The organism is Vibrio sp. 10N.222.46.A1 (assembly GCF_041473595.1).
Lineage (GTDB): Bacteria > Pseudomonadota > Gammaproteobacteria > Enterobacterales > Vibrionaceae > Vibrio > Vibrio tasmaniensis_A.
The window spans coordinates 1-384 of record NZ_JBFRSN010000587.1; the positions used below are offsets into that span (position 1 = coordinate 1).

The 384-nt window shown below is 38.8% G+C and carries 1 protein-coding gene; it reads left to right on the forward strand.

Annotation, left to right across the window (positions count from 1 at the left end):
• Positions 1 to 121: 121 nt before the first annotated feature.
• A partial coding sequence (locus tag AB4496_RS16510; RefSeq protein WP_372131391.1) for an alkaline phosphatase occupies positions 122 to 384 on the forward strand: 263 nt, incomplete at its 3' end.

Here is a 384-nt window from a genome sequence, read left to right on the forward strand (position 1 = left end):
TTTTTATGCTTTTCAAAAAATTGGAGTTATTGCTCAATTTCACATTGATGAAATAAATATGAAACGACTTTGACACAAATCGATGTTCTAATCATCCCGCTTATATAAAAAGGGATAACCAATGAAGCACATTATAAAACCAATCATTGCCGCAGTGGCAACCTCAACACTTTCATTCAACGTACTTTCAGCAGAAATCAAAAACGTCATTCTGATGATTGGCGATGGAATGGGACCTCAACAAGTTGGCCTGTTAGAAACCTACGCAAACCAAGCACCAAACTCGATCTATAAAGGGAACAAAACCGCCCTTTATCAACTTGCTCAAGAAGGGGTTATTGGTTCATCCCTGACTCACCCAGAAGATGCAATTGTGGTCGATTC